This is a genomic window from Kitasatospora cineracea (assembly GCF_003751605.1).
GTDB lineage: Bacteria > Actinomycetota > Actinomycetes > Streptomycetales > Streptomycetaceae > Kitasatospora > Kitasatospora cineracea.
The window spans coordinates 1,066,973-1,091,803 of sequence record NZ_RJVJ01000001.1 but is presented as its reverse complement, the minus strand read 5'-3'; the positions used below and the strand labels follow the sequence as shown (position 1 = coordinate 1,091,803).

The following is a 24,831-nucleotide window of genomic DNA, read 5'->3' as shown; positions in this document are numbered from 1 at the left end:
GGTGAACGGCCGGGGCGGCCTGCCGTGCCCCCGTACGCCCTTCCCGTCCGCCCTCGGGCGGGGCAGACTGGCCGCGGCCCCCGAACCCCGAACCCCGGCCTCCGCACGCCGCACGCCGAACCCCGGCCCCCGAACGCCGAACGGAGGGAGCCCGAGACGTGGACTGCCGCAGCCCCGCCGCCGCCCTGCTCGCCGAGGCCTGCGCCGCCGCCGGCCGCCCGAGCGCCGGCGCCGAGCTGATCCGGGCCGGCGAGAACACCCTGTGGCGGCTGCCCGGGGGGGTGGTCGCCCGGATCGGCCGGCCCGGCCAACTGCACGTCGCCGAACGCGAGTTGACCGTAGCCAGGTGGCTGCACCGGCACCGGGTGCCGGCCGTCCGCCCGCTCGGTCACCCGCCGGTGCCGGTGGCCGTGCGAGGCCGCCCGGCCACCTTCTGGCACGAGCTGCCGCCGCACCGCCCCGGCACCGCCGTCGAGTTGGCCGCCGCGCTGCGCCGCCTGCACGGGCTGCCCCCGCCGGAGGGCGGGCTGGGCGTCCTCGACCCGTTCGTCCGGCTCCCGGAGCGGATCGCCGCGGCCGCCCTCGACGACCCGGACCGCCGCCGCCTGCACGACCGCCTCGCCGACCTGCGCACCGCCTGGCGCGAACTCGCGCTCCCCGCCCGGCCGCCGCACGTCGTGCACGGCGACGCCTGGAGCGGCAACCTCGCGGTCACCGCCACCACCGCCCACCTGCTGGACTTCGAACGCACCGCGCTCGGCCCGGCCGAGTGGGACCTGACCACCACCGCCGTCGGCCGCCACACCTTCGGCACCGTCCCGCTCCGGACGTACGCCGCGTTCTGCGCGGCCTACGGCGCCGACGTCACCGAGTGGCCCGGCTACCCGGTGCTCCGCGACATCCGCGAACTCCGGCTCACCTGCTACGCCCTCCAGCAGTCCGGCGCCGACCCCCGCCACCGCGCCCAGGCCGACTACCGGCTGGCCTGCCTGTTCGGCGAGCACGGCCCCCGCCCCTGGGGCTGGACCGCCCTCGACTGACGGCCCGTCAGTCCACGCAGGGCACCCCGCCCAGCTCGACCGGCTCCGGCCCCTGGCCCGCCACCAGGGCGCCGGCCCCGGACGCCTCCGGGGAGGCGGCGTCGGACGGGGCGCCCGACGCCGCGGCGCCGTCGGTCAGGACCTGCCGGGCCGCCCCCTCCACCGCCCGCAACCGGGAGCCCGCCCACATCACCGGCAGCGTCCTGAGGGTGCCGCGCCCCGCGGCCAGCGCCGGGACCTGGCGGACGAAGTCCACCGGGCTCCAGTCCTGGTCCACCACCAACTCGCCCTCCAGCGACCGGTACAGCGCGCCGAGCTTCCCCGCGTCGGCCAGCACCCCGCCGCCGCGCAGCTTCTCCACCACGCCGGCCAGGAACGCCTGGGCGCGCCGGGTCCGCCCCAGGTCGGAGCCGTCGCCGACGCCGTGCCGCTGCCGGACGAAGGCGAGCGCCTGGGCGGGCCCCAGGTCCTGCCGCCCGGCGGGCAGCCGGGCCCCGCTGTCCGGGTCGTCCACGGCGTGGTTCAGGCAGACCGGGATCCCGCCGAGGGCCTCGGCGGCGCGGTAGAAGCCGGTCATCGACAGTTCCGCGTAGTGGTTGACCCGGATCGAGGTGAGCGCCTCGACGGCCCGGAACAGCGCCCGCCGCCCGGCCTCCCGGCCCCGCTCGCGCAGCTCCGGCGCCGGCAGGCCCTGGGCGTCCAGCCGCTGGATCTCGGCGGTCTCCGCGTCCAGGTAGACGTGGCCCAGCGGCACCTCGTGGCCGTCGCCGTCCCGCACCAGCACGTCCCGGGGCAGCGAGAGCTGCCGCACCTCGCCGCCGCCCGCCGGGACGTGCACCAGCATCACGGTGTCGGTGGCGTCCAGTTGGTTGGCCCCGCCGCTGTGCAGGTCGCCGTGGCGCAGCCCGTCCGGGGCCTGCTCGCCCCGGGCGTCGACCGAGGAGTCGGTGCCGACCAGCAGGACCGTCACCCCGTCGGCCAGCGGCGGCGGCGCCGGGTCCGGCCCGGAGTGGGCGAGCTCCACCACCGGGGTCCGCGCCCCGGGCACGTCCCGGGGCGCGGTCAGCAGCCCCGCCCCGACCGCGACCGCCGCGGTCAGCGCCCCCGCCAGCAGCACCGTGCGCCGCCGCCTGGCCCGCGTGCGCCGCCGGCCGGCCGCCAGCCCGCCGTCGACCAGCCGGGCCGTCACCTCCGGCCCCGGCCCGCCGCCCGTCAGCCCGAAGGCCGCCCCCAACTGCACCTCGAACTCCCCCTCCCGGTCGCCGTCCGCGCCGCTCGCCCCGCCGTCCACCGCACCACTCCGTCCGTCGCGCCCCGGGTTCATCGCGCCACCAGTTCCGCCAGGTCCCCGCCCAGCAGCCCGCGCAGCTTGGCCAGCGCCCGCGAGCACCTGGTCCGCACCGCCGCCGAACTGTCCTTCACGATCGCCGCGGTCTCCTCCACGCTGCGGTCCTCCCAGTACCTGAGCACCACCACCGCCCGGTCCCGCGGCGGCAGTTGGGCCAGCGCCTCGACCAGGGCCAGGCGCAGCGCCGAGTCCGGCCCGTCCTCGGCGAGCTCCGGCAGCGCCTGGCTGGGCCGCTCGCTGCTGCTGCGCCGCCGCTGGTGCGTCAGGTACGCCCGCACCAGCACGGTCTGCGCGTACCCGGCCGGGTTGTCGATCCGGCCGGCCCAGCTCGGCCGGTGCAGCCGGTGCCAGTGCGCGTACATCTGCCCCAGCGTGTCCTGCACCAGGTCCTCCGACAGGTGGGAGTCCCCGCCGGTGAGGAAGTACGCGGAACGGTAGAGCTGCCCGGACCGGGCCGTGGCGAACGCGACGAACTCCTCCTCCATGGCGGCCCGCCGTCCGGCAGCAGTGCCCACGTTCCGTCTCCCCTCGACCTGGTCCGCCCTATGACGCCGCAGGGCCCCGCAATGTTTCACCCGCACCCGGACCGGTTCGAAAAGTCGTCCGGCAACGGAGTATCCCTGTCCGGTTGCGGACAGTCCGCGGGCCCCCGCCCGCTGGAAGGATGGGACGGCACCGCCTGTTCGTACCCCGCACTGGAGTCCCCCCATGGCCCTGCCCGACGGATCGCTCAGCCACCGCTACCGAGGCGAGCACCCCGTCCGCACCCTGCTCTTCCTCTTCCGGCCCGACCGCGCCCGGGTGCTCGGCGCGGTCGGCGTCTTCTTCGCCAAGCACGCCCCCGTCTGGCTGCTGCCCCTGATCACCGCCAACATCGTCGACGTCGTGGTCAAGCACCGCGACGTGTCCGTGCTGTGGTGGAACTCCGCCGTCCTGCTGGTCATCCTGCTGCTCAACCTCCCCCTGCACATGCTGTACGTGCAGTGGATGCACGGCTCCATCCGCCGGATGGGCACCCGGCTGCGCTCCGCCCTGTGCCACCGGATGCAGCAGCTCTCCATCGGCTACCACTCCCGGGTCAGCGCCGGCGTCCTGCAGGCCAAGGTGATCCGCGACGTCGAGGGCATCGAGACCGCCTCCCAGCAGACCGCCGACAACGGCCTCGCCGCGATCGCCACCCTGCTCGGCGGCCTGGTCGTGATCGCCATCCAGACCCCCGCCTTCCTGCCGGTCTTCGTGGTCCTCGTCCCCGCCAGCGCCCTGCTGGTGGTCCGGCTGCGCGAACGGCTGCGCAGCCAGAACGAGTCCTTCCGCCGCGAGGTCGAGCAACTCTCCTCCCGCATCGGCGAGATGACCACCCTGATCCCGATCACCCGGGCGCACGGCCTGGAGCGCACCGCGCTGCGCCGGGTCGACCGCACCCTGGGCCGGGTCCTCGACGAGGGCCTGCGCCTCGACCTGCTCAACGGCCGCTTCGGCTCGATGTCCTGGATCCTGCTCAACGCGATCGGCGTCGGCTGCCTGGCCGGTTCCGCGCTGGTCGCCTACTACGGCTGGATGGACGTCACCCCCGGCGCCGTCGTCATGCTCAGCGCCTACTTCTCCTCCCTCACCGGCTCCGTCACCACCCTGCTCACCCTCACCCCGCAGCTCGGCAAGGGCCTGGCCTCGGTCCGCTCGGCCGGCGAGGTCCTCCAGGCCCCCGACCTGGAGGAGAACTCCGGCAAGGCCGACGTCGCCGCCGTCACCGGCCGGATCGACTTCCGGGGCGTCGGCCACAGCTACCCCGGCGCGGACGCCCCGTCCGTCACCGGCTTCGACCTCTCGGTCCGCCCCGGCGAGACGATCGCCCTGGTCGGCGCGTCCGGCGCGGGCAAGTCCACCGTCCTCAACCTGGTGATCGGCTTCCTGCGCCCCACCGAGGGCCGGATCCTGCTCGACGGCCGCGACATGGAGGAGCTCGACCTGCGCTCCTACCGCAAGTTCCTGTCCGTCGTCCCGCAGGAGTCCATCCTGTTCGAGGGCAGCATCCGGGAGAACGTCACCTACGGCATGAAGGACGTCCCCGAGGAGACCGTCCTGACCGCCCTGCGCGACGCCAACGCCCTGGAGTTCATCGACCGCCTCCCCGACGGCCTCGACACCGTGGTCGGCGAACGCGGCGCCCGGCTGTCCGGCGGCCAGAAGCAGCGCCTGGCCATCGCCCGCGCCCTGATCCGCGACCCGCGCATCCTGATCCTCGACGAGGCCACCTCCGCCCTCGACTCCCGCTCCGAGGCGCTGGTCCAGCAGGCCCTGGCCCGGCTGGTCCGCGGCCGCACCGTCTTCGTCGTCGCCCACCGCCTGTCCACCATCCGCGGCGCCGACCGGATCGTCGTCATGCACGACGGCCGGATCGCCGAGATCGGCTCGCACACCGAACTCCTGCGCACCGGCGGCCCCTACGCGGGCCTGCAGGCCGCCCAGCTCGCCTGACCCGCCCTCACCACGAACAGGACACCCCCGCATGACCGACCCGCTCAGCGGCAGACTCGTCCGGCTCCGGGAACTCCGCGAGACCGACCTCCCCAAACTCACCTCCTGGTGGCGCGAACCCGGCCTCGCCATCCAGCAGCTGGCCGGCCCCGTCCACCCCCAGCCCGAGGCCCGGCTCGCCGACATGTTCCGCTCCTGGAGCCAGAACACCGGCACCGACCTCGGCCTCTCCGTCGAAACCCTCGACACCGGAGACCTGGCCGGCCACGTCACCCTCTACGGCGCCACCCCCAAGGACCGCTGCGCCACCCTCGCCATCATCATCGGCCCGCCCCACCAGGACCGCGGCCTCGGCACCGACGTCCTGCGCACCACCATCCGCTACGGCTTCGCCGAACTCGGCCTCCACCGCATCGAACTCACCGTCAACAGCTACAACACCCGCGCCCTCGCCGCCTACCGCCGAGCCGGCTTCACCGAGGAGGGCCGCCGCCGCGAAGCCGTCTTCCGCGCCGGCAGCTGGCACGACCAGGTCCAGATGGGCGTCCTCAGCACCGAATGGCAGGAGGACATCTGACCGGGTAACGCCGAAGGCGGCAGACAGGGGCGCGGAGCGAACTGCTGCGCACCGGACATCGCGAAAACAGGGGCGCGGGGAACTGCGCGGCCAACCGAGCACGCACAGCCAGATCGCGAAGCAGGACGAGAGCTTGCACTGTCCCGCGAACTCGCTGACGTGCGACTCCCCCCGCGCGCAGTTCCCCGCGCCCCTGCCTTCGCCTCCTGCCTCCGCCTCCCTACTCCCGGAACGCCCCCACCCCCGCCGGGCTGCCGAGCCCCGTCGGTCCGTCGTACCCCGCCCCCGCCGTGCACAGGTACGCCGGTTCGCAGGAGGCCGTCGCACCGGAGGTGATGTCGTGCAGCGCCTCCGGGTGCCGGTACGGGAAGGACGCGGGCCGGCTGCCGGCCGAGGGGTGCCCGGCGAGGGCGTAGGTCGCGGTGACGAGGGGCGCGGCGGCGGAGGTGCCGCCGTAGGTGTACCAGCCGTTGCCGCCGTAGCTCTGGTAGACGGCGACGCCGGTCGCGGGGTCGGCGACGGCGGCCACGTCGGCGACGGTGCGGTGGTCGCAGCCGGTGTCGCTCTGCCAGGCGGGTTTGGGGAGTCGGCCGGAGCAGCCGCTCGCGGTGCCTTCGTCGGGGCCGGTGGACCAGGCGGTCTCGTCCCAGCCGCGGGCGGTGGTGCCGTCGGGTCGCAGGGTGGTGCCGCCGACGGCGACCACGTGCGGGGAGGAGGCGGGGAAGTTGACGCCGTAGCCGCCGTCGCCGGAGGCGGCGGCGATCACCACGCCGGGGTGGTCGAAGTACCGGCTGTCGTACGTCGCCGCGTTGGCGTTCTCGGTGGTGCCCCAGCTGATCGACACGTACTGGGCGCCGAGCGCGACCGCGGTGTTGACGGCGGTGCCGAGGTCGGAGACGGCGGCGCTGTCGGCTTCGACCAGCAGGATCCGGGCGCGCGGCGCGACCGCGGAGACCATGGCGAGGTCGAGCGCGGTCTCCCCGGCCCAGGCGGTGTTGCCGCGCGGGAGGCGGGTGCCGCCGCGCTGGTCGGTCTTGCGGAAGCAGCCGCTGTCGGTGGTGCAGGCGGGCAGCCCGTAGTGGTCGCGGTAGACGCCGAGGTCGGCTTCGGCGCGCGGGTGGTCGTAGGCGTCGACGACGGCGATGACGGCGTCGCCGCCGCCGTCCGCGGGCAGCCCGTACGCGGCGCGGAGTTCGTCCGGCCCGTACCCGCCGTCGCCCGCCGCCGCGGCGGTGCCGATGACGCGCAGCGCGTCGCAGGAGGCGGTGTCGGCCCGGGCGGGGGCGGCGCAGCTGTGCACCCAGCGCGGCCCGGCGTGGGCGGGCGCGGCGGGTGCGGTGGCGGCGGTGGCGGTGAGTGCGGTGAGCAGGGCGGCGGTGAGCGCGAGGGGGCGCAACGAGGCCTCCGTTCGGGGGGTCGGAACCGGAGGCGGAAGACGGACTCCCCGCACCCGCCGGTTCACGGGGGTGCAGGGAGTGTTGACGCACCGACAGATCGGTACACGTACGGTCACCCGCCCGGGGGAGGGCACACCCGAAACGCCGACCGCCGACGCGCACCGACCGCCGACGCGCACCGAGCGCCGACGCGCACCGGCCGCCGACGCGCGCCGACGTGCGCCCGGCGCCGATGCGCACCCGGCGCGCGCCGAGCGCAGCGACTATTCGGCGGCCAGGTGGTCGACCGACCCGACCTTGATGCCGGCCTGGCCGTGCCGCCGGGAGGGGGCCCGGCCGGGCGGCTGGGTGGGGCGTTCGCCGGGGTCGCCGACCTTCGCGGTGGGGCGGCTGACGCTCTTCCCGGCCTCGACCCGCAGCGGTTCGTCGTCGTGCAGGACCGGCAGCACGCTGCCGCGCCGCAGCGTGTACGTGGTGGTGGCGTGGGTGATGTCGACCCGCAGCAGGTGTTCGCGCACGCTCATCGAGAAGCACAGCCGCTGGAGTCCGGCGGGCAGCCGGGGTCGGAAGGAGAGCTGCTCGGTGTGGTCGCGCAGCCCGCCGAACCCGGCGACCAGGGCGATGCAGGCGCCGGCCAGCGAGGCCATGTGCAGGCCGTCGCGGGTGTTGCCGCCGAGGTCGTGCAGGTCCATCAGGGCGGCTTCGGCGGTGTAGTCGTAGGCGAGGTCGAGCTGTCCGACCTCGGCGGCGATGACGGCCTGGGTGCAGGCGGACAGCGAGGAGTCGCGGACGGTGAGGCGCTCGTAGTAGGCGAAGTTGCGGGCCTTCTGCTCGGGGGTGAACACGTCGCCGCGGACCTGCATGGCGAGCACCAGGTCGGCCTGCTTGACGACCTGTTTGCGGTACAGGTCGAAGTACGGGTAGTGCAGCAGCAGCGGGTACTTCTCCGGCGGGGTGGTGTCGAAGTCCCACATCTGGTGGTCGGTGAAGCCGTCGGCCTGCGGGTGCACGCCGATCTGCTCGTCGTACGGGATGAACATCTTGTCGGCGGCGTCGCGCCAGGCCGCGGCCTCCTCGGTGTCCACCCCGAGCAGCCCGGACTCGTGCCGGTACTTCAGCGCGGTATCCGCCGCGTTCCACAGGTTGGCCTGCGCCATCACGTTGGTGAACACGTTGTTGTCGGCGACCGCCGAGTACTCGTCGGGGCCGGTGACGCCCTCGATCCGGAAGTTGCCCTTGGCGTCGTGGTGGCCGAGCGAGCGCCACATCCGGGCGGTCTCCACCAGCAGCTCCAGGCCGTGGGTGCGCTCGAACTCGGTGTCCCCGGTGGCCCGGACGTAGCGCACCGCGGCGGCCGCGATGTCCGCGCCGATGTGGAACGCGGCGGTGCCGGCCGGCCAGTACCCGGAGCACTCCTCGCCGCGGATCGTCCGCCACGGGAACACCGCGCCGGCCAGGCCGAGTTGGGCCGCCCGCTCGCGGGCCATCGGCAGCGTGGTGTGCCGCCAGCGCAGCGCCTGCTTGACCGCGTCCGGCAGGCAGTAGGTGAGCACCGGCAGCACGAAGGTCTCGGTGTCCCAGAACGAGTGCCCGTCGTAGCCGGGCCCGGTCAGGCCCTTGGCGGGGATGGCCCGCTCCTCGCTGCGGGCGCCCGCCTGCAGGACGTGGAACAGCGCGAACCGGACGGCCTGCTGGAGTTCGACGTCGCCCTCCAGCTCGATGTCGTTGTCGCTCCAGAACCGGCCCAGGTACTCCTTCTGCTCGCTCACCAGCCCGTCCCAGCCGGTGTACCGGGCGGCGGTCAGCGCCGCCTCCACCTGGTCCCGGACGGCGGGCAGCGAGCGGGTCGCCGACCAGCCGTACGCCAGGTACTTGACCAGCCGCAGCTTCTGCCCGGCGTTCAGCACCGTGGTGGCGGTGGTCCGGGCCTGGTCGTCGGAGGACTCGGCGGTGGTGTCGATCCGCTCCGGCCCGTCGATCACGTGGTCCATCGCGGCGGCCACCCGCAGCCCGGAGAACCGGGTGCGGTGCACCAGCACGCCCTTGGTGCCGTCGGCGTGCTGCAACTCGGCCGCCAGCGGCGCCTCCAGCACCGCCGCCGCCCGCGGGTCGCCGTCGCCCGCGCCGCCCGGCAGCTGCTCGTTGGCGACCAGCTCGGACTGCAGCACGATCCGCACCGGCCCGTCCACGGCCTCCACCGTGTAGTCGACGGCGCACACCGCCCGCTGGGTCAGCGACACCATCCGCGCGGAGGTGACCCGCACCGTCCGCCCGGCCGGCGAGGTCCACTCGGCCTCCCGGCGCAGGAGGCCGTCCCGGAAGTCCAACGTCCGCCGGTGGCTGCGCAGTTCGCCGTAGCGCAGGTCGAACGGCTCGTCGTCGACCAGCAGCCGGATCAGCTTGCCGTTGGTGATGTTGATGACGCTCTGCCCGGACTCCGGGAACCCGTAGCCGCTCTCCGCGTACGGCAGCGGCCGCAGTTCGAACACGCCGTTCAGGTAGGTGCCGGGCAGCCCGTGCGGCTCGCCCTCGTCCAGGTTCCCGCGCAGCCCGATGTGGCCGTTGGACAGCGCGAACACCGACTCGGCGCGGGCCTGCCCGGGCAGGTCCAGGCCGTGCTCGGTGATGCCCCACGGGTCGACGGTGAACGCCTCGGACGGGCTCATCGGTGCTCCCCGAGCAACTCCGACAGGTCGTCCACCACGACGGACGCGCCGTGCTCGCGCAGCGCGTCGGCCTGCCCGGTGCGGTTCACGCCGACCACCGCGCCGAACCCGCCGGCCCGCCCGGCCGCGACGCCCGCCAGCGCGTCCTCGAACACCACCGCGTGCTCCGGGGCCACCCCCAGCTGCGCCGCCGCCGCCAGGAAGGTGTCCGGCGCGGGCTTGCCCGCCAGGTGGTCGCGGGCCGCGGTGATCCCGTCCACCACCACCTCGAACAGGTCGTCGATCCCGGCGGCCCGCAGCACGTCCCGGCAGTTCGCGCTGGAGGACACCACCGCGCGCGGCAGCCCCAGTTCGCGCAGCCGGTGCAGGTACGCCACCGAGCCGGGGTACGGCTGCACGCCCTGCTCGTGGATCATCCGCAGCACCGTCGCGTTCTTCGCGCTCGACAGGCCGTTGACCGTCCGGGCGCCCGGCGGGTCGTCCGGCGTCCCCTCCGGCAGCTCGATGCCGCGCGAGGCCAGGAACGACCGGGTGCCGTCCAGCCGGGGCCGCCCGTCCACGTACCGGTCGTACTCGCCGACCGGGTCGAACGGCACGAACGCCCCGCCGGTGCGCGCCGCCTCGGCGCGCAGGAAGTCGTCGAACATGTCCTTCCACGCTGCGGCGTGCACCTTCGCGGTCTGGGTCAACACCCCGTCCAGGTCGAACAGGAAGGCCTTGATGCGGTCCGGAAGTCCCAACATGCAGCCAGTCTCACCCGTCCGCGCCGCTCCATGCCGGTCATCCTCGGGACCGGCGCGTCGCACCCGGCGCCCGCCCTCACTCCGACTGCGCGTGCACCCCCGGGTGCGGGTGGCCGGACGGCACGAACAGCGGCTGCGGGCGGCCGCTCTGCGCGTAGTCCTTCAACCGCACCACCAGCTCCGCCCAGCGGCCGGCCGCCACCGGCACGGCCGGGCCGGTGTCCGCCGCCCAGCCGAGGTGGCGCAGCAGCAGCATCGACTGCCGCGGACCGTCCGGGTGGTCGAAGAAGTCCCAGGTCACCGTGGTGCCCTGCCAGGCCGGCGGGAACACCCCGACGCTGCGCCAGGCCACCCGTTCCAGATCGGCCCGCTCCCGGCGCAGCCGGAACGGCTGCGGGGTGTCCGGCACCGTGAACAGCAGGTCCTCGCCGTCCCGGTCCACCTCGGTGGTCCACCAGGACGCCAGCCCCTCCCGGGTGTCCAGCGCCGCCAGCAGGCGCTCCCGGGAGGCCGCGACGTCGACCTGCAGGGCGATCTCGGCCATCGCACTCACCTCAACCCCCACGATCCCGCCCGGCCCGGCGCCGGGCAACCGCGGCTCAGGTCGTCAGTTCGAGCGTCTGGTGGACGGTCGACGGGTCGTCCAGCAGCCGCACCAGGGTGTGCGCGACCTCGTCCCGGGAGACCTGCCCGAAGCGGTTCGGCGGCGGCGCGAGGTGCGCGTGCCGCTCGGTGGGGGCGTCGGTCAGGCCGCCCGGGCGCAGCACCGTCCAGTCCAGCGGGCGCTCCTTCACCGCCTCCTCGGCGGCCTGCTTCGCCCGCAGGTAGGCGTCGAACTCCGGGGTGACCTCCGGGTCGCCGATCCGGTCCAGCCCCATCGAGGACACCAGCAGGTACCGTCGCACCCCGGCCCGCCGGGCCGCTTCCGCGAGCAGCACCGCCCCGTCCCGGTCCACGGTCTCCTTCCGGGCCGCCCCGCTGCCCGGCCCGGCCCCGGCCGCGAACACCACCGCGTCCGCCCCGGCCAGGTGCCCGGCCAGCTCCTCCGCCGAGGCCCGCTCCAGGTCGCACACCACCGCCCGGGCCCCCGCCTCGGCGAGGTCCCCGGCCTGGGCCGGGTTCCGGATCAACCCGGCCACCGCGTCCCCCCGTTCGGAGAGCAGCTTCGAGAGCCGCAGTGCGATCTTGCCGTGTCCACCTGCGATCACCACGTCCATGGAACGCGACGCTACCCGGGCCCGCGGGCCCGGGCACGCGCAGGGCGCGCTACCGGCGCGGCGTGAGCCGGCTGGTCACGCCGACCCGGTTGAGCGCGTTGATCGCGCTGATCAGGCCGATCAGGTGGGCCAGTTCGGCCTCCGCGAAGTGCTCGGCGGCCTCGTCGAACACCTCGTCCGGGACGTGCGTGTCGGCGAGCAGGGTGACCGACTCGGTGAGGGCCAGCGCGGCCCGCTCGCGGGCGGTGAAGTACGGGGTCTCCCGCCACGCGGCCAGGGTGTCGAGGCGGTGCTCGCGCTCGCCCTTCGCCCGGGCGTCGGCCGCGTGCTTGTCCAGGCAGAACGCGCAGCCGTTGATCTGCGAGGCGCGCAGGTTGACCAGTTCGGTGACCACCGGGTCGGCCAGGCCGGCCGTGGCGGCCCGGGAGGCCTCCAGCAGGGCGCGGTGGAACTCGGGGGCGCTGCGGTGCAGCAGGATGCGCGGAGCAGGTGCGGGAACGGTGGATTCGTCGGTCATACCGCCACCGTAGGCGGGCGGTGGCCCGGCGGCGTGGTTCATTGGGGGGATGGATTCCTGGGCCACTTTCGGCGGCGACCTGCACCTCGACCTGGACGCCGGACGCACCCGCGGCCTCGGCCTGCGCGCCGCCCTGGAGGACGCGCTGCGCACCGCCGTCCGCGACGGCCGGCTCACCGCCGGCACCCGGCTGCCGTCCTCCCGGGCGCTCGCCGCCGACCTCGGCATCGCCCGCAACACCGTCGCCGAGGCGTACACCCAACTCGCCGCCGAGGGCTGGCTGGCCTCCCGCCAGGGCTCCGGCACCGTGGTCGCCGAACGCGGCCCGCAGCCGCCCCCCGCCGCGCCGCCGCCCGGCCTGCACGCCCGGCCCGCGCCCGTGCACAACCTGCGCCCCGGCTCGCCCGACCTCAGCCGCTTCCCGCGCACCGCCTGGCTCTCCGCCGCCCGCCGCGCCCTGGCCGCCGCCCCGCACGAGGCGTTCGGCTACGGCGACCCGCGCGGCCGGATCGAACTGCGCCGCGCCCTGGCCGGCTACCTGGCCCGGGCCCGCGGCGTGCGCACCGACCCGGAGCACCTGCTGGTCTGCACCGGCTACCTGCAGGGCCTCGGCCTGCTCTGCGCCGCGCTGCGCGAACACGGCCTGACCGAGGTCGCCGTGGAGGAGTACGGACTGCCCCCGCAGCACGCCGCGATCGCCGCCCGCGGCCTGGCCCTGCGCCCGCTCCCACTGGACGAGGGCGGCGCCCGCACCGCCGAACTCGACCGCACCGAGGCCGGGTTGGCGGTGCTCACCCCCGCCCACCAGTTCCCCACTGGCGTCCCGCTGCGGGCCTCCCGGCGGGCCGCCGCCGTCGACTGGGCCCGGCAGAGCGGCGGCTACCTGCTGGAGGACGACTACGACGGCGAGTTCCGCTACGACCGGCACGCGATCGGCGCGATGCAGGCCCTCGACCCCGAACGGGTGGTGTACGCGGGCACCGCCGCCAAGTCGCTCGCCCCCGGCCTGCGGCTGGCCTGGCTGGCGCTGCCCGCCGCCCTGGTCGAGCCGGTCGCCCGGCACAAGCGCCTCGCCGACGGGCAGAGCGGCGCCCTGGAACAGCTCACCCTGGCCGAACTGATCGACTCCGGCGGCTACGACCGGCACGTCCGGCGCAGCCGGCACCTGCTGCGCCGCCGCCGCGACCGGCTGGTCGAGGTGCTCGCCGCCCGCGCCCCGGACGTCCGGGTCACCGGCCTGAACGCCGGCCTGCACGCCGTCCTGGAACTCCCCGCCGACAGCCCCGGCGAGGACGAACTCCTGCACCGCGCCCGGCAGTCCGGCCTCGCCCTGAACACCCTGGGCTGGAGCCTCGCCCCCGGCGCGGACCCCGCGCCCGGCCGGCCCCCCGGGCTGGTGATCGGCTACGGCACCCCGCCCGAGCACGCCTTCGAGGCCGCCCTCGACGCGCTGTGCGCCCTGCTCGGTCAGCCCTTGTGACTGCCCACGTAGAACAGCAGGAACAGGAAGGCCACGAAGACGTGGCCCGACACGATGTAGATCCACACCCGGATCCACACCCGGTTCGAGGCCCGGTAGCCCGCGTCGATGGTCTCGGCGTACTTCGGAACGGGGGCGTGGGCGGGGGCGTGGGCGGCGGGCTTCGGGGTGTCGGCCATGGCGGTCTCCTGACGGTGGTGGCGGACGGGGGTGTGACGGTCTAGATGCGCGGGGCGTCGCCCAGGCACAGGTCGCCGCCGGGGCTCTGCAGCAGCGTGTGGACGAAGACCAGGTCGAGACCGGCCGCCGAGTCCGCGGCGATCACGTGCGGGGTCATCGAGTCGAAGTGCGCCGAGTCGCCCTCGTCCAGCAGGTGGACCCGGTCGCCCAGGGTCAGCCGCATCCGGCCCCCGGTGACGTACAGCCACTCCTCGCCCGGGTGCACCCGCACCACCGCGTCCTGCGTGCCCGGCGGCACGTGCACCCGCAGCGCCTGCATCGCCCGGCCCTGCGCACCGGCCCGCCGGTACCCCCAGCCGCCGGCCCGCCCCGGCTCGATCCGCCCGCCCCGGATCACCGGGTCCGGCTCGCCCGGCTGCTCCCCGAGCAACTCGGCCACGCTCGTCCCGTACGCCCGGGCCAGGCCCAGCAGCACCGGCAGCGAAGGCTGCCGCCGCCCGGTCTCCAACCGCGACAAGTAAGCTGGCGAGAGTCCGACCCGGGACGCCGCGACCTCCAGCGTCAACCGACTGGAGACCCGCTGCTCCCGCAGCCGCGCACCGAGGCCCGCGACTTCCTGGTCCTCACCGAGAGGGCTGTCCGTCATGGGGCAAGTCCACACCCTCCCTGCCCCAGAGGCAACAAACTTGCCCCACAGGCAAACCCCCTCTCCCGCACCCCCATCCTCCCGCCCCACCCCCACCCCCACCAGGGCCGACCGGCCCCTCTCCAGGGCCTCCCCCCCGTCTTCCCCGCCCCGGCGAGGCCGCTCGTTTCCTTCCCCTCCCCGCCGCCCGCCAGGGCCCCTCCGGCCCCCTCTCCCCTGGCCGCCCGCCAGGGCCTTGCCCCTGCGCCGGGGCCCCCGTCAGGGGCGCGGGATGTTGCGGAGGTTGGAGCGCGCCAGGTCGATCATCTTGCCGACGCCGCCGGTCAGGACGGTGCGGCCGGCGGCCAGGGCGAAGCCCTTGAGCTGGGCGGCGGTGATGTGCGGGGGGATGGAGAGGGCGTTGGGGTCGGTGACGACGTCGACCAGGGCGGGGCCGGGGCGTTCCAGCGCGTCGGCGAGGACCTCGCGGACCTTCGCCGGGTCGGTGACCCGCTTCGCGGCGATGCCGCAGGCGCGGGCGATCGCCGCGTAGTCGACGTCCCCGTTGTCGATCTCGGCCTCCGGGTAGCCGGAGACCAGCATCTCCAGCTTGATCATGCCGAGCGCCCCGTTGTTGAACACCACGGTCTTCACCGGCAGCCGGTACTTCGCCACGGTGAGCAGTTCGCCGAGCAGCATGCCGATCCCGCCGTCGCCGGACATCGAGACCACCTGCCGTCCGGGGAAGGCGAGTTGGGCGCCGATCGCGTGCGGCAGGGCGTTGGCCATCGAGCCGTGCAGGAAGGAGCCGATGACCCGGCGGCGCCCGTTGGGGGTGAGGTAGCGGGCGGCCCAGACGTTGCACATGCCGGTGTCGACGGTGAAGACGGCGTCCTCGGCGGCGACGTCGTCGAGGACCGAGGCGACGTACTCGGGGTGGATCGGCCGGTGCTTCTCGATGCCCCTGGTGTACGCGCCGACCACCGTCTCCAGTGCCTTGCAGTGCCGGTCCAGCAGCCCGTCCAGGAAGCGGCGGTCGGTCTTGCGCTCCAGCAGCGGCAGCACGGCCCGCAGGGTGGCGGCGACGTCGCCGTGCACGGCGAGTTCGAGCGGGGTGCGGCGGCCGAGCCGGGTCGCGTCGTGGTCGACCTGGACGGTGCGGGCCTGCGGGAGGAAGGAGTCGTACGGGAAGTCGGTGCCCAGCAGCAGCACCAACTCGGCTTCGTGCAGGGCTTCGTGGCAGGCGCCGTAGCCGAGCAGGCCGCTCATCCCGACGTCGTAGGGGTTGTCGTACTGCACCCATTCCTTGCCGCGCAGCGAGTGCCCGATCGGGGCGTGCAGCACCTCGGCGAGGTGCATCAGCTCCTCGTGCGCGCCGCGGACGCCCGCGCCGGCGAAGACGGTCACCGTGCGGGCGGAGTTGAGCGCCTCGGCGAGGGCCTGGACCTGGGACCAGGGCGGGGCGGCGACGGCCTGTTCGGTGAGGAAGCTGCTGCGGCCGGTGGGGGAGGGGGCGGTGAGCGCGGCGACGTCGCCGGGGAAGACCAGCACCGAGACGCCGGGGGAGCCGAGCGCGTGCTGGATGCCGACCCGCAGCAGCCGGGGCAGCTGGACCGGGTTGGAGAGCATCTCGCACCAGGAGCTGCAGTCGGTGAACACCCGCTCGGGATGGGTCTCCTGGAAGAAGCCGGTGCCGATCTGCGCGGACGGGATGTGCGAGGCCAGGGCCAGTACGGGCACCCCGCTGCGCTGGGCGTCGTACAGGCCCTGGACGAGGTGGGTGTTGCCGGGGCCGCAGCTGCCCGCGCAGACCGCCAGGCGCCCGGTCAGCTCGGCCTCGGCGGCGGCCGCGAACGCCCCGGCCTCCTCGTTCCTGACGTGCACCCAGGAGATGCCCTCGGCGCGGCGGATCGCGTCGACGACCGGGTTGAGGCTGTCGCCGACCACCCCGTAGACGCGTTCGACCCCGGCCTGCTGGAGCACTTCCACCATCTGGTCGGCCACGCTGCCCACGGGATCACCTCACGCCAGGAACCACGGAAGAAACGGACATTCGCACCATAGCGGCTCGCCTGTCCGGGGTGTGGCTCCTGACCGTCGAGGGTCGGGGCGTGGCTACTGCCCGTCGACGGTCGCGCCGAGGGCCTCGCAGGCGCCGGTGGCGGAGTCGGTGAGCGGGCCGACCACCGGGTACTGGGCCAGGTCGCGGTGGCACAGTTCGGCGGTGGAGGGCAGCGGGCCGTGGTAGCCGGTGTCCAGGCCCTGGGCCTGGCCGAGGCCGCCGGCCGAGGCGATCGGGGCGGCCTGGGCGGGAGCCTGGGCGAGCGCCAGCCCGGCCACGGAGAGGACGGCGAGTGCGGTGAGCTTCTTCATGGCAGGTGCAACGAGGCCGACCCCCGCCCGGTCACGTGGCCGCCCCCGCCCGGTCGCCGGGAGCGGCCCCCGCCCGGTCACGTGGAGCGACCCGGCGGGGGCCGGCGGCCGACGCCCCGTCAGCCGAGCCGGACGTGCAGGCTGCTGATGCCGTTGCTGACGAACGAGGGGATCGGCCGCGGGTCCGCGCCCTCGGCCGGCCGCAGTCCGGGGAAGCGGGCGAACAGCTCGCGCAGCGCGGTCTCCGCCTCCAGCCGGGCCAGCGCCGAGCCGATGCAGAAGTGCGGCCCGTGCCCGAGCGAGAGGTGCCGGACGGGGGAGCGGGTCAGGTCGAAGCGGTCCGGGTCCGCCCAGTGCTCCGGGTCGCGCCCGGCGGCCGCGTACGAGGCGAGCATCCCGTCGCCCTTGCGGATCACCACGCCCCCGCCGAGGTCGATGTCCTCCAGCGCGTAGCGCATCGGGAACTGGCCGACCGGGGAGTTCCAGCGCAGCGTCTCCTCGACCACCGCGGACCACGGCACCGCGCCGTCCCGCACCAGCCGCAGCTGCTCGGGGTGGGTGAGCAGGGCGTGCACCGCGTTGCAGATCAGGTTGAGGGTGGTCTCGTGGCCCGCCACCACCAGCTGCAGCAGGATGCCGATCAACTCGGGCTCGGTGAGGCGGTCCTGGTCCTCGCGGGCGGCGATCAGCGCGCTGGTCAGGTCGTCGGCGGGCGCGGCCCGCTTCGCGGCGGCGACCCCGGCCAGCAGCGCCCCGATGTCGCGGGCGGCCGCGGCGCCGGCGCCGGGCGCCGCGGAGGAGCTGACCACGACGTCGGACAGCTCGTGCAGCCGGTCCTGCTGCTCCGGGGTCAGGCCCAGCAGCCGGCCGATGACGTGCATCGGCAGCGGGTAGGCGAACCGGCTGCGCAGGTCCACCCCGGTCACCGGGTCCTCCGCGGCGGCCAGGCCGTCCAGCAGCTCGGCGACCCGCCGCTCGACGGCGGGGGCCAGCTCGGCGATCCGGCGCGGGGTGAGCGCCTGGGCGGACAGCGCGCGCAGCCGGCGGTGGTCGGCGCCGTCGGAGGTGGTCATCCCGGGGACGGTGACGAAGGTCAGCAGCGGCCAGCCCTCCGGCAGCCGGCCCTCCCGGTACAGCGACCAGTGCTCGACGCCCTTGCCGACCCGGGGGTCGGCCAGCAGCTGCTGCAGGGCGTCGTGGCCGGTCACCGCCCAGACCACCACCCCACCAGGGAGCTCAACCTGCGTCGCAGGTCCGAGAGCGCGGAGCCGGCGGTTCTCGGCGTGCTGGTCGGCCCCGGCGGGGTCGAGTCTGTAGGGGCAGACCCGGTCTGCGGCTGCGGTGTCCATGCGGTCCTCTCGGGCGGGGCGGAGCGGGGCGGGGTGAAGGCGCTGTACAGCACCGGCAGGCTGGTCAGGGCGCGCGACCAGGGCGACGGACGCCAGGTCAACTCGTGGGCGGGGACGGCGAGCTGGAGATCCGGCAGGCAGTGCAGCAGGGTCTCGATCGCGGTCTCCACGACCAGCCGGGCCGGGTCCTTGGCCGGGCAGACGTGCCGGCCCGCGCCCCAGGCCAGGTGGGCCCGGTTGCCGCTGAGGCCGTCCGGGCCGTGCGCCGACGGGTCGTCGTTGGCCCCGGCCAGGCCGAGCACCAGCAGGTCGCCCGCGCTGATGTACTGGCCGCCCAGCACGGTGTCCGAGGTGGCCCACCGGCCGGGGAAGTTCTGCACCGGCGGGTCGCGCCACAGCACCTCGTCCAGGGCGTCCGCGACGGTCGCCCGGCCGCCGGTCAGGCTGGTGCGGAAGCGGCGGTCGGTCAGCAGCAGCCGGACCGTGTTGCCGATCCAGTTGATGGTCGGCTCGTTGCCCGCCACCAGCAGCACCACCAGGTGGTGCACCACCTCCTCGTCGGTCAGCCCGACCGGGTGGGTCAGCAGCCAGGAGGTCAGGTCGTCGCCGGGCTGCTCGCGCCGCCGCCGCACCAGCGAGGCCAGCAGCCCGGCCAGCGCGGCGGCCGAGCGCTGCGAGTCGGCGGTGCTGTCCACCACCCCGGTGATCAGCTCCAGCAGCGGCGGACCGTCCTCCTCGGGCAGGTCCAGCAGCTGGGTGAAGACCAGCAGCGGCAGCCGCCGGGTGAACTGGGCCACCAGGTCGGCGGTGCCGTCCGGCCCCCAGCTCTCGATCAGCGCCATCGCGGCGGCCTCGGTGGTCTCCCGCAGCCGCTTGTGGTCGATCCGGGCCAGCGTGTCGCCGACCGCGGTGCTCAGCCGCTGGTGCTCGGCGCCGTCCGCGCTCTGCAGGGTGGGTCGCCAGGTGGTCATCGGCACCAGGTGCGAGTCCGGGCGCAGCCGGCCCTCCCGGGGCACCCGCCAGCCCCGCGAGTCCTTGGAGAACTGCTGCTCGTTGCGGGTCAGTTCGAGCATCTCCTGGTACCCGATGACCAGCCACGCCTCCACCCCGGGCTCCAGCTCGATCGGTGCGACCGGGCCGTGCTCGGCGCGCAGCCGGGCGTACAGGCCGTGCGGGTCGGCGGCGAGCGCCGAGCCGTACAGCGGGGCACCGGCCGGGCGGCCGGTGTAGGGACAGCCGGCGGCCGCCAGGTGTTCGGGAACGGTCATGACAGCTCCAGGGCGCCGACCCGCAGGTGGTCGACGAAATCGATCAGCAGGCGGTGCGCGGCGCCCTCGTCGCGGACGTCGCAGGTCAGGATCGGCACGCCGGGCAGCAGGTCGAGCGCCGCCCGCAGTTCCTCCTCCGGGTACGGCGGGGTGTCCGGGAACAGGTTGACCGCCACCGCGAACGGGATGCGCTGCTCCTCCAGCAGCCCGAGCACGTCGAAGGACTCCTCGATCCGCCGCGAGTCGACCAGCGCGATCGCGCCCAGCGCCCCGCGCGACAGGTCCTCCCACAGCGGCCAGAACCGCTGCTGCCCGGGCGTGCCGAACAGGTACAGCGCGAGCCGGCCGCTGAGCGTGATCCGGCCGAAGTCCAGCGCCACCGTGGTGGTCGACTTGTGCGGGCGCCCGGTCAGGTCGTCCACGTCCTCGCCGGCCGCGGTCATCGTCTCCTCGGTGCGCAGCGGGTCGATCTCGCTCAGCGCCCCGACCAGGGTGGTCTTGCCCACCCCGAACGGCCCGGTGACCAGGATCTTCACCGCGCCCTGCACGCTGGGCGGCAGGTAGGCGGGCTCAACGGAGCTGACGGAGACCAACCAGCACCTCCTCGATCAGGGCGAGCGGTGCCCGCTCGGCCGGCCGTGCGGGCGGCAGCACCTGGACCGCGCCCAGTTCCCACAGGTCGCCCACCAGCACCTTCAGCACGCTGATCGGCAGGCCGAGGTGGGCTGCCACCTCGGCGATCGACAGCAGCTCCCGGCAGATCTCCAGGATCTCCAGCTGCTCCCGGTTCACCACCATCGGATCGACCGCGACCCCCGACACGGTCCGCACCAGGCTCTCGAACTCCAGCACGTTCCGTCCGGCCCGGCTGCGCCCGCCGGTGATGACGTACGGGCGTACCGGTCCGCGGCTCACCGGAGGTCCCCGGCGGCGGTGGTCTCCTGCCGGGGCGCGGCCGTCAGGTGCTCGCCGATCCGCCCGACCAGCATCTGCATCTGGTAGGCGACCAGGCCCGCGTCCACCGTCTCCCCGGTGACCACCGCGAGGTGCGCGCCGGCCCCGGCGGCGACCACGAACAGGTAGCCGCCGCCGTACTCGATGACGATCTGCCGGGTGCTGCCGTCGCCGAAGCCGGTCGCCACCCCCCGGGACAGCGACTGCAGCCCGGAGCAGGCGGCGGCCAGCCGCTCGGCGTCGTCCCGGTCGATCTGCGCGCTGCGGCCGATCTCCAGTCCGTCGTTGGACACCACGAGGGCGTGCCGGACCTCCGGTACCGAGACGATGTCGGCCAGCAGCCAGCCGAGATCAGGGTTGGTCGTCATGGGAGTCTCCCTGGGGGGAAGCGGGGAATACGTCGGGGCGGTCCGCGCCGGACCGCCGGTCCTGCTGGGCGGCGAGGCGGCCGTCCGCGGTGCCGCTCTGGAACAGCGACATGAAGGCCTGGGCCTCGCGTGCGGAGCGCGGCGACACCGCCGGTTCCGCGGGGAACGGGTCGCGCGGGGCGCTGCCCCGGCGGTTGGTGCGGCGGGGCAGCGCCCCGCCCTGCGGCGGCACCGCGGGGCGCTGGGCCGCCGCGGTCCGGGGGGTGACCGGGCGGACGGGCAGCGGGTCGGCCGCCCGGGGCTGCGGCTCGGCGGCGGCGGCGGGCGGTCGGACGGTGCCGGGCAGGCCGCTCGGCAGCGGGTCGGTGAGCAGCGCGTGCGGCAGCAGCACCACCACCCGCACGCCGCCGTACGGGGACGGCGTGGAGTGCACGGTGACCCGGAAGCCGTACTGCTGGGCGAGCCGGCCGACGGCGGCCAGGCCCAGCTGCGGGACCTCGCCGATCCGGGAGACCTCCAGCGAGCCGCCGCCGGCCAGGGCGGCGGCGGCCTTGGTGACCGTCACGTCGGTCATCCCGACGCCGCAGTCGTCGATCTCGATCACCGCGCCGTTGTGCACCGGCATCAGCGTCACGTACACCTGCGAGCTGGGCGGCGAGTAGCGGGTGGCGTTGTCCAGCAGCTCGGCCACCGCGTGGATCAGCGCCTCGGCGGCCGCGCCGAGCACCGCGGTGTCCACCCGGTTGTGCACGACCACCCGCTGGAACGGCAGGATCCGGCCCTGGGCGCCGCGCACCACGTCCTCCAGCGGGACGGGCTCGGGCCAGGTCCGGCCGGCCCGGGAGCCGCAGAGCACGGCCAGGGTCTGGGCCAGGCGGGCCTGCTGGGCGGCGGCGTGGTCGGCCCGCAGCAGGCCGTCGAGCAGCACCGGGTCGTCGTGGGTGCGCTCCATCTCGTCCAGTCCGGCCTGCTGGTCGTGCGCCATCACCAGGATCCGGCGGGCCACGTTGAGGAAGGCCCGGCGGGTCGCCGCGTTCATCTCCTGCTCCTGCAGGGCGGCCTCGGCCCCGGCCCGGCGGTCGGCCAGTTCGGCGGCCAACCTGGCCCGGACGTCCGCGAGTTCGCCCTCGCTCCGGGCCAGCCGGGAGCGCAGCGCCCGGGTGACGGCACGGGAGCGGGCAGCGGCCGCGAGGCTGGAGAGGGCGAGCAAGGCGGTTGCTGCCAGGCACCATTGAGTGGTCGTCACACGCGGAGTTTATGGTGGTGTTACTACTTGCGTATGAACGGTTCCAACTTCGGCTGTTCAGATTCCGTCAATTTCGGACAAGCCGGGCGGGACGGGTCGACGCTCAGGTAGCGATCCGGTGAAGCAGGAGCAACGCCACGTCGTCCTGCCGGACTTCGCGCTCCGTCACGTTCAGCGTCAGCAGGTCGGCCAGCCGCTCCAGCGCCTCCGTCCGCCCCAGCCGCCGGGCCCCGCCGGCCTCCGCCGTCCACAGCTCCAGCCCGCCCAGCATCCGCTGCACCGACTCGTCGTAGTCCTCGTCCCGGACCTCCACCAGCCCGTCCGTGTAGGCCAGCAGCGTCTCGCCCGGCTCCAGCCGGGCCTCCACCAGCGGGTAGCGCACCTCCGGCAGCACCCCCAGCGGCGGGCCGCCCGGCAGCTCCAGCTCGGCCGCCCCGCCCGCCCCGATCCGCACCGGCGGCGGGTGCCCGGCCCGGGCCGCCCGCAGCAGCCCGCTCGCCGGGTCCAGCACCACGTACAGGCAGGTGGCGAACAGCTCGGTCTCCATCTCCGACAGCAGCCAACTGGTCCGCTCCAGCGCCGCCGCCGGGTCGTTGCCCTCCGTCGCGTACGCCCACAGCACCGAGCGCAGCTGCCCCATCACGGCCGTCGCCTCCGCGTTGTGGCCCTGCACGTCGCCGATCACCAGCCCGACCAGCCCGTCCGGCAGCCTCAGCAGGTCGTACCAGTCGCCGCCGATCTGCATCCCCTCGGTGGACGGCAGGTAGCGCGCCGTCGAGACGATCCGCGGCAGCACCGGCAGCGAGCGCGGCAGCATCGCCCGCTGCAGCTCGCTGGCCCGCTCGTGGTGCACGTCGTACAGCCGGGCCCGCTCCAGCGACTGCGCCAGGATGCCCGCGAACGCCGAGTACATGGTGCGGTCCTCGCGGCTGAAGGACCGCTCGGTGGCGAAGGTGATCAGGCAGGAGCCGACCTGCCGTCCGGAGGCCACCAGCGGCAGCACCGTCCAGGCGGCCGGCGCCCCCGGGCCCCGCCCCGGCCCGCCCGGCTCGCTGAACAGCGGGGTGGCCCGGGCCAGCACGTGCTCCATCACCCCGCCCGCCAGGTCGTGCAGCCGGTTCAGCTCCGCCCGGTGCGGGCCGCCGAACAGCGCGGGCGACACCGGCGTCAGCCGCCCCTCGTCCACCAGGTCCAGTACCACACCGGCCGCGCCCAGCGCCGGCCGGGCCACGTCGGTCAGCGCCGCGGTCACCTCGCGCACCGTCACCGCCCGGGACAGCGACCTGGTCAGCGCCAGCAGCAGGGTCGAGCGGGCCCCCGCCGCCGCGGCCGCCGCGAGGCCGCCCGCCGGGCCCGGCCGCCACTCCCGCCCGGTCAGCAGCCCCGCCGTCCGCACCGGCCGCTGGTGCACGTCCAGCATCACCTCGCCGGCCTCGTCCACCTGCCGGACCGTCCCGTCCGGCCGCACCACCCGGTACGAGATCCGGTACGGGCCGCCGACCGCCAGCGCGTCCACCAGCGCGGCCTGCACGTCCGGCAGGTCCTCCGGGTGCACCACGTCCGCCAGGTCCGGCGCCCGCCCGGTCGCGCCCGGCGGCGGCAGGCCCACCAGCCGGTACGCCTGCGCGTCCCACAGCGTCTCGCCGGTGACCAGGTCCCGCTCGAACGCCCCGACCCCCGCCGAGCGCACCGCCAGCGACAGCAACTCGCTGTCCGGGGAAGGAAGTTCGGTGCGCGGCCCGTCCGAGGCCGGGTCGGCCGCGTGCACGTGGTCCAGCAGGTGCGCGAGCCGGTGCGCGGCCACGTCGGCGAAGGTCTCCAGCAGCTCCACGTCCCGCTGCGGGACGGCCCCGCGGTGGGCCAGCGCGAGCGCCAGCGAACCCACCGGGTCCCCGTCCACCACCAGCGGCAGCACCGCCAGCGCGACCAGGCCGGTGCCCAGGCCCGCCGCCGTGTTCGGGTAGTCCGCGCTGGTCTGCTGCGGGCTCAGCAGCACCGGCTCCCGCCGCTGCAGCGCCAGCGCCGCGGGCAGCCCGCTCTCCGGATCGACCACCCCGTACTTGCGGTGCGCCCACTCGGGCAGCTCGTGCGAGGCGGTCAGCCGCAGCATCCCGCCGTCCAGCAGGTACAGCGCCGAACCCTCGCCGGTGATCCAGGCCGGGCCCTCGGCCAGCAGCGCCGCCAGCAGCTCCGCCGCGCTCGACGCCCGCAGCAGCGCCCGCACGCACCGCAGCTCGGAACGGCTGGCGCGGCGCGGGGAGCTCCGGTCCTGGTCCATGGGAGGCGCCCGGCCCTTCCGGTCGACGTGCCAGTGCTGACCATCTTATGGACGCACCGGGCAACCGGCCGCTTTCACGACACGTCGGGCAACACGGGCATTTCCGGCACCCCGCCCGGGGGCCTCACTGTCCGTCGACCTCGCCGTACCCGCGCTGCGGGCCCGCGGCGACCGGCCGCAGCGAGCGCAGCCCGCGGGCCACCGCGATCCCGCGCCGCAGCGCGCCGCCCCAGCCCTCCCGCGGCGGGGCGGCCGCCGTCCGCGCGGTGCCCGGAGCGCCGTCCGGCGCCGTCCGGGGAGCGGGGATCAGCCCCGTGCCGGGCTCGATGTGCTGAGTCGCCTGCGGCATGTCCTGATCCTCCGTGCTTGTCGGCCACACCCGTGGAAGGTCTCCACGCGGTATGACTTCCCGACCGAAGGACAGTGTTACGCACCGGCGGTGTCGGAATGGTGGGGGACAGGTTGCGAAAAGGTGTGGACGGCGCGCCACCGGCGCGTTCCCACCCTGGTCGGCGCCCCCGCGGGCTCAGGGCCCGGTCTGCTCCGCGGCGGCCCGCGCGGAGTCCTGCTCCACCGGCAGGTCCGGGGCGGAGACGGCGTCCTTCAGCGGGCCGGGACCGGTGCGGTGCTCCGGCGCGGCGTGCGCGCTGGGGGCGGCGAGGGAGGCGACCACCCCGACGGCGAGCGAGGCAAAGGCGAGCAGGCTGCGCTTCTTCATACCGTGGAGAAC

25 protein-coding genes are annotated in these 24,831 nt (G+C 75.2%); 4 read left to right on the top strand and 21 right to left on the bottom strand.

What is annotated here, in order from left to right; genetic code table 11:
* Positions 1 to 158 precede the first annotated feature (158 nt).
* Entirely contained in the window at positions 159 to 1,040 is an 882-nt protein-coding gene (locus EDD39_RS04820; RefSeq protein ID WP_123553576.1) for a phosphotransferase family protein, read from the top strand.
* Positions 1,041 to 1,047: 7 nt separating this feature from the next.
* On the opposite strand, the gene EDD39_RS04815 is transcribed toward EDD39_RS04820, so the two are convergent.
* Positions 1,048 to 2,331: an LCP family protein gene (locus EDD39_RS04815; RefSeq protein WP_123553573.1), complete on the bottom strand. Its 1,284-nt coding sequence runs from the start codon at positions 2,329 to 2,331 to the stop codon at positions 1,048 to 1,050.
* A gap of 29 nt (positions 2,332 to 2,360) precedes the next feature.
* On the bottom strand, positions 2,361 to 2,873 hold the full coding sequence (locus tag EDD39_RS04810) for a SigE family RNA polymerase sigma factor (RefSeq protein ID WP_030460323.1): 513 nt from the start codon (positions 2,871 to 2,873) through the stop codon (positions 2,361 to 2,363).
* 223 nt (positions 2,874 to 3,096) lie between these two features.
* Between EDD39_RS04810 and EDD39_RS04805 the strand changes: the two genes are divergently transcribed.
* Positions 3,097 to 4,863 carry an ABC transporter ATP-binding protein gene (locus EDD39_RS04805; protein WP_123553571.1) on the top strand — a complete coding sequence of 589 codons (1,767 nt, stop codon included), beginning with the start codon at positions 3,097 to 3,099 and terminating at the stop codon, positions 4,861 to 4,863.
* Between the two features lie 31 nt (positions 4,864 to 4,894).
* Positions 4,895 to 5,440, top strand: a complete 546-nt coding sequence (locus EDD39_RS04800; protein ID WP_123553569.1) for a GNAT family N-acetyltransferase — start codon at positions 4,895 to 4,897, stop codon at positions 5,438 to 5,440.
* Between the two features lie 220 nt (positions 5,441 to 5,660).
* Here the strand turns inward: EDD39_RS04800 and EDD39_RS04795 are convergent, their stop codons facing one another.
* The 6 genes from EDD39_RS04795 to EDD39_RS04770 all read right to left on the bottom strand — a co-directional run bounded on the left by EDD39_RS04795 (position 5,661) and on the right by EDD39_RS04770 (position 11,980).
* Positions 5,661 to 6,836 (bottom strand): S53 family peptidase, encoded by a 1,176-nt coding sequence (locus EDD39_RS04795; protein ID WP_123553566.1) that lies wholly within the window; start codon positions 6,834 to 6,836, stop codon positions 5,661 to 5,663.
* A 264-nt stretch (positions 6,837 to 7,100) separates the two neighbouring features.
* Positions 7,101 to 9,503, bottom strand: a complete 2,403-nt coding sequence (locus tag EDD39_RS04790) for a glycoside hydrolase family 65 protein (RefSeq protein ID WP_123553564.1) — start codon at positions 9,501 to 9,503, stop codon at positions 7,101 to 7,103.
* Complete coding sequence (locus EDD39_RS04785; protein WP_123553562.1) at positions 9,500 to 10,246, bottom strand: HAD family hydrolase; 747 nt, start codon at positions 10,244 to 10,246, stop codon at positions 9,500 to 9,502. The genes EDD39_RS04790 and EDD39_RS04785 overlap by 4 nt, the downstream gene beginning before the upstream one ends.
* A 76-nt stretch (positions 10,247 to 10,322) precedes the next feature.
* Positions 10,323 to 10,790, bottom strand: a complete 468-nt coding sequence (locus EDD39_RS04780) for an SRPBCC family protein (protein WP_123553560.1) — start codon at positions 10,788 to 10,790, stop codon at positions 10,323 to 10,325.
* Between the two features lie 55 nt (positions 10,791 to 10,845).
* A complete protein-coding gene (locus EDD39_RS04775; RefSeq protein ID WP_123553558.1) occupies positions 10,846 to 11,463 on the bottom strand; it encodes an SDR family oxidoreductase in 618 nt (205 codons plus the stop codon).
* Between the two features lie 49 nt (positions 11,464 to 11,512).
* Complete coding sequence (locus EDD39_RS04770) at positions 11,513 to 11,980, bottom strand: carboxymuconolactone decarboxylase family protein (protein ID WP_123553556.1); 468 nt, start codon at positions 11,978 to 11,980, stop codon at positions 11,513 to 11,515.
* A 49-nt stretch (positions 11,981 to 12,029) separates the two neighbouring features.
* Between EDD39_RS04770 and pdxR the strand changes: the two genes are divergently transcribed.
* On the top strand, positions 12,030 to 13,460 hold the full coding sequence (gene pdxR, locus EDD39_RS04765) for a MocR-like pyridoxine biosynthesis transcription factor PdxR (RefSeq protein ID WP_123553554.1): 1,431 nt from the start codon (positions 12,030 to 12,032) through the stop codon (positions 13,458 to 13,460).
* On the opposite strand, the gene EDD39_RS04760 is transcribed toward pdxR, so the two are convergent.
* The 13 genes from EDD39_RS04760 to EDD39_RS04705 form a co-directional block, all read right to left on the bottom strand.
* A complete protein-coding gene (locus EDD39_RS04760) occupies positions 13,448 to 13,639 on the bottom strand; it encodes a DUF6126 family protein (RefSeq protein ID WP_030460333.1) in 192 nt (63 codons plus the stop codon). The two genes, pdxR and EDD39_RS04760, sit on opposite strands and share 13 nt — an antisense overlap.
* A gap of 41 nt (positions 13,640 to 13,680) precedes the next feature.
* Positions 13,681 to 14,286 carry a helix-turn-helix domain-containing protein gene (locus tag EDD39_RS04755; protein WP_123553553.1) on the bottom strand — a complete coding sequence of 202 codons (606 nt, stop codon included), beginning with the start codon at positions 14,284 to 14,286 and terminating at the stop codon, positions 13,681 to 13,683.
* A 258-nt stretch (positions 14,287 to 14,544) separates the two neighbouring features.
* Entirely contained in the window at positions 14,545 to 16,278 is a 1,734-nt protein-coding gene (locus tag EDD39_RS04750; RefSeq protein WP_279633955.1) for a pyruvate dehydrogenase, read from the bottom strand.
* A gap of 102 nt (positions 16,279 to 16,380) precedes the next feature.
* Entirely contained in the window at positions 16,381 to 16,638 is a 258-nt protein-coding gene (locus EDD39_RS04745; protein WP_123553551.1) for a hypothetical protein, read from the bottom strand.
* Positions 16,639 to 16,757: 119 nt separating this feature from the next.
* Positions 16,758 to 17,846 (bottom strand): cytochrome P450 family protein, encoded by a 1,089-nt coding sequence (locus tag EDD39_RS04740; RefSeq protein WP_244256603.1) that lies wholly within the window; start codon positions 17,844 to 17,846, stop codon positions 16,758 to 16,760.
* Positions 17,843 to 19,255, bottom strand: a complete 1,413-nt coding sequence (locus EDD39_RS40605) for a cytochrome P450 (protein WP_244256601.1) — start codon at positions 19,253 to 19,255, stop codon at positions 17,843 to 17,845. Before EDD39_RS40605 ends, EDD39_RS04740 begins: the two co-directional genes overlap by 4 nt.
* Positions 19,252 to 19,848 (bottom strand): GTP-binding protein, encoded by a 597-nt coding sequence (locus EDD39_RS04735; protein WP_123553546.1) that lies wholly within the window; start codon positions 19,846 to 19,848, stop codon positions 19,252 to 19,254. Before EDD39_RS04735 ends, EDD39_RS40605 begins: the two co-directional genes overlap by 4 nt.
* Positions 19,826 to 20,170, bottom strand: coding sequence for a DUF742 domain-containing protein (locus EDD39_RS04730; protein WP_030463500.1), 345 nt, complete (start codon positions 20,168 to 20,170; stop codon positions 19,826 to 19,828). Before EDD39_RS04730 ends, EDD39_RS04735 begins: the two co-directional genes overlap by 23 nt.
* Positions 20,167 to 20,577 (bottom strand): roadblock/LC7 domain-containing protein, encoded by a 411-nt coding sequence (locus EDD39_RS04725; RefSeq protein ID WP_030463499.1) that lies wholly within the window; start codon positions 20,575 to 20,577, stop codon positions 20,167 to 20,169. The genes EDD39_RS04730 and EDD39_RS04725 overlap by 4 nt, the downstream gene beginning before the upstream one ends.
* Positions 20,561 to 21,823 (bottom strand): sensor histidine kinase, encoded by a 1,263-nt coding sequence (locus tag EDD39_RS04720; RefSeq protein WP_148089385.1) that lies wholly within the window; start codon positions 21,821 to 21,823, stop codon positions 20,561 to 20,563. The genes EDD39_RS04725 and EDD39_RS04720 overlap by 17 nt, the downstream gene beginning before the upstream one ends.
* Positions 21,824 to 21,926: 103 nt before the next feature.
* Positions 21,927 to 24,101: a SpoIIE family protein phosphatase gene (locus tag EDD39_RS04715; protein WP_123553542.1), complete on the bottom strand. Its 2,175-nt coding sequence runs from the start codon at positions 24,099 to 24,101 to the stop codon at positions 21,927 to 21,929.
* A 124-nt stretch (positions 24,102 to 24,225) separates the two neighbouring features.
* A complete protein-coding gene (locus EDD39_RS04710) occupies positions 24,226 to 24,450 on the bottom strand; it encodes a hypothetical protein (RefSeq protein WP_123553540.1) in 225 nt (74 codons plus the stop codon).
* Positions 24,451 to 24,627: 177 nt separating this feature from the next.
* Positions 24,628 to 24,819 carry a hypothetical protein gene (locus EDD39_RS04705; RefSeq protein ID WP_030463495.1) on the bottom strand — a complete coding sequence of 64 codons (192 nt, stop codon included), beginning with the start codon at positions 24,817 to 24,819 and terminating at the stop codon, positions 24,628 to 24,630.
* Between the last annotated feature and the right edge of the window lie 12 nt (positions 24,820 to 24,831).